Below are 3,286 nucleotides of genomic sequence, written 5' to 3' on the forward strand. Positions count from 1 at the left end.
TCGTCCTGGACCTTGGCCATCAGGATCGCCTTGCGGCGCAGCGACGGCGCGCGAGTGAGCCAGTTGCCCTCCGGCTGCATACCGATGATCTCGGAGTGCGCGTGCTGCGCGATCTGACGGATGAGGGACTTGCGATAGCCGTCCGGCATCCAGTCCCGCGGCTCGACTCGTTGCTCGGAGGCGATGGTCGCGTCGAAAGTTTCCTGTAGCGGTTCCAGGGTGTTCGACATGGTCATATGTCCTACTTTCATTACCGAATGATCGGTTGGTAACAAGTATGCACGGAAGTGACTCGGGGCACAAGATAGGGGGCTCCGCCCCCACTGGCACGTTTAAGTGCACTGGGACGCGCTCAACCGTGCCACTGAGGGCGGAGCCCTCGGGTCGCGGCGTCCTAACGCCCCGCGAACACCGGCTTCTCCTTTGCCAGGAACGCATCGACCGCAGCCTTGTGATCGACCGTCTGCCCTAGATGCTTCTGCGCCGCCGATTCCCGATCCAGCGCGTCGAGCAGCCCCGACGCCGATGCGCGGACCAGAGACTTGACCTGGCGATACGCCTCGGTCGGCCCGGCGGCCAGCTTCCTGGCGAGCGATTCGGCGACGGCAAGAACCTCGTCGTCGGGCACGACGCGATGGACCAGGCCCCATTCCAGCGCCTGTTCCGCGGTCACCTTGTCGCCGAGCAGCATGAGCCCGACGGCCCGGCTGCTGCCCAGCGCCTCGACCAGCGCATAGCTCAGGCCCGAGTCACTGGCCAGCCCGATGCCGGTGAACGCCGTCGCGAACGACGACGTGGTCCCTGCGACGCGAATGTCTCCGGCCAGGGCGATCCCGAGGCCCGCGCCGACGCACGCTCCCGGCACGGCAACGACGACCGGTACCGAAAGCTCCTGTATCGACCGGATCAGCGGGTTGTAGTGCACTGCCACGGTGTCCATCGCGGTGGCAGGATCCGCCTCGAGCGCACCGACGTGCTCGCCGAGATCCTGGCCGACGCAGAAGTTCTTGCCCTCGGCGGTGATGAGTACGGCGCGGACCCCCGCCGCCCCGTCGATGGCTTCCTGGAACGCCACCTTGGTCGCGATGTCCAGCGCGGAACGTTGCAAGGTGATGATCGCCAGTCCATCTGCGATGTTCAGTCGTACGGTCATGCGTTCGTCCAATCGTAGAATCCCATGCCGGACTTTCGGCCGATTTCGCCGCGTGCGACCTTGTCGCGGAGCAGTTGTGGTGGGGCGAAGCGATCGCCGAGCGTGGAGGCGAGGTGTTCGGCGATGGCCAGGCGTACGTCGAGCCCGACCAGGTCGGTCGAGCGGAGTGGTCCCATCGGATGCTTGTAACCGAGTTCCATTGCCCGGTCGATGGACTCAGCGTCGGCGACGCCTTCCTCCAGCATGCGTATCGCTTCCAGTCCGAGACAGACGCCGAGCCGGCTCGTCGCGAAGCCGGGGGAGTCGTTGACGAGGACCTCGGTCTTGCCCATCAGCGAGACCCAGTTTCGAACCTGCTCGACGACGGCCGGTGAGGTCGCAGGTGCCCGCACGATCTCCACCAGAGTCGACACCGGAACGGGGTTGAAGAAGTGCATCCCGATGAAGCGCGACGGATCCTGCAGTGCCGCTCCGAGTTCGGCGATGGAGATGGAGCTCGTGTTCGAGGCGATCACGGTCTCGGGGCCCGCAACCTTGTCGATGAGAGCAAGGACCTCGACCTTGAGCGACGGAATCTCCGGAACCGCCTCTACGACGAGGGCGAGATCGGCCGGGAGGTCGGCGGGCCCGGCGACGGTCGTCACCCGAGCCAGGATGTCTGTCGGGCTCTCGGTCAGCTTTCCGCGTTCGTGCGCGCGGTCCAATCCCGTCGACACCCGGCCGAGGGCAGCTTCCTGATCGGCGGCCTCGGCGATGACGACGGCCGAGCCGAGGGCTGCGAACACCTGGGCGATACCGGCACCCATTCGGCCTCCGCCGACGACGCCGACTTTGGACGGAATGCTCGTCGATTCTTCTTGTAATGTCACGGTTTCTCCAGGAATGCCGTCATGCGGCGTTGTTTGTCCTCGGTCTCGAACAGCACGGCCTGGGCGATGTCGTCGGCCCAGGGATGGGAACCCGGTGCGTCGAGAATGGTCTTGGTCAGTTTCAACGCCAGCGGTGATTGCCTGACCATGCGGTCCGCCAGTGCGTGCGCCGAGTTCAGCGGGTCGTCGACGACGTCCATGACCAGGCCCGACCGCCGTGCGGCATCGGCGTCGAGCATGCGGCCACCGAGTAGAACCTGCTTGGCGACGGACACGCCGACGAGTGTCGGGAGTCGGTAGCTTGCACCCGCCGCTGCCATGATCCCGAGACCTGGTTCGGGGTTTCCGAAAATGGCTGTCGGCGAGACGATTCTGATATCGCACGCGTAGGACAGTTCAGCGCCGCCGCCGAGCGCGTACCCGCGAATCGCTGCGATCGTCGGCAGGGGGAGGGAGGCGACTCGGTCGAACAGGTTGCGGTTGATTCCGCGCAGGGCGTCGTCGCGCGTGCGTGCCCGCAGCTCGTTGATATCGGCGCCGCCTGCGAAGTGCTCGCCCTTCCCGCTGATCACGAGAACGCGAGGATTCTGCTCGACGAGTCCGCACACCTCGTGCAGTTCGCCGATCATCTCCGCATCGATGGCATTGCGCTGCTTTTCTCGCGCGAGGGTGACGACCACGCGATCGGGGCGCTCCTCCACGACGAGGGTGTTCACGGCGCCTCGCCTGTCACCGGGATTACTCCGCGCACTGTTCGCTCCTTCGTCGGGTCACTGTCCATTAATAACCGAACATTCGGTCGTTACGCAAGGGTGGGCAGTGTCGGTGCTGTGAAATCGTCCGACGCCTGCCAAGATGATGCTCATGACAACGGCACGCGCCCCGCGCAGAACCGGGCTCCCAGGGCGTCCGGGGTACGACCTGGATTCGTTGCTCGCCGTCGCGGTGAAGGTCTTCAACGACAAGGGGTACGACGGCACGTCGATGGAGGTCCTCGCCGGTCGCCTCGGCATCACGAAGTCGTCGATCTATCACCACGTATCGGGGAAGGCCGAGCTTCTCGAACTTGCATTGTCGCGTGCATTGAACGCGCTGTTCGCCGTCACCACCGAGGAACGGGCTACCGACGGGCGCTATATCGACCGTCTCGAGTACCTGGTCAGGCGCAGCGTCGAAATCCTGGTCGCCGAGCTGCCCTACGTCACGCTGTTGTTGCGCGTACGCGGAAACACCGAGGTCGAGCGGCGAGCACTGGCCAGAAGAC

The 3,286-nt window shown here is 65.2% G+C and carries 5 protein-coding genes; 1 reads left to right on the forward strand and 4 read right to left on the reverse strand.

All coding sequences use genetic code 11. The features are described from left to right. The 4 genes from A2J03_RS14345 to A2J03_RS14360 all read right to left on the reverse strand — a co-directional run. Window positions 1-236 (reverse strand): Phenylacetic acid catabolic protein (locus A2J03_RS14345; protein ID WP_197480769.1); only part of this gene is annotated, 236 nt, incomplete at its 3' end. A 158-nt stretch (window positions 237-394) separates the two neighbouring features. Further along, complete coding sequence (locus A2J03_RS14350) at window positions 395-1,153, reverse strand: enoyl-CoA hydratase-related protein (RefSeq protein WP_068375059.1); 759 nt, start codon at window positions 1,151-1,153, stop codon at window positions 395-397. After that, entirely contained in the window at window positions 1,150-2,022 is an 873-nt protein-coding gene (locus A2J03_RS14355; RefSeq protein WP_269455204.1) for a 3-hydroxyacyl-CoA dehydrogenase family protein, read from the reverse strand. The genes A2J03_RS14350 and A2J03_RS14355 overlap by 4 nt, the downstream gene beginning before the upstream one ends. Beyond that, window positions 2,019-2,738, reverse strand: a complete 720-nt coding sequence (locus tag A2J03_RS14360) for an enoyl-CoA hydratase/isomerase family protein (protein ID WP_068375065.1) — start codon at window positions 2,736-2,738, stop codon at window positions 2,019-2,021. The genes A2J03_RS14355 and A2J03_RS14360 overlap by 4 nt, the downstream gene beginning before the upstream one ends. Window positions 2,739-2,886: 148 nt before the next feature. Between A2J03_RS14360 and A2J03_RS14365 the strand changes: the two genes are divergently transcribed. Continuing rightward, the coding region (locus A2J03_RS14365) for a TetR/AcrR family transcriptional regulator (RefSeq protein WP_156520393.1) at window positions 2,887-3,286 on the forward strand (400 nt) is incomplete at its 3' end.

The organism is Rhodococcus sp. EPR-157 (genome assembly GCF_001647195.1).
Lineage (GTDB): Bacteria > Actinomycetota > Actinomycetes > Mycobacteriales > Mycobacteriaceae > Rhodococcoides.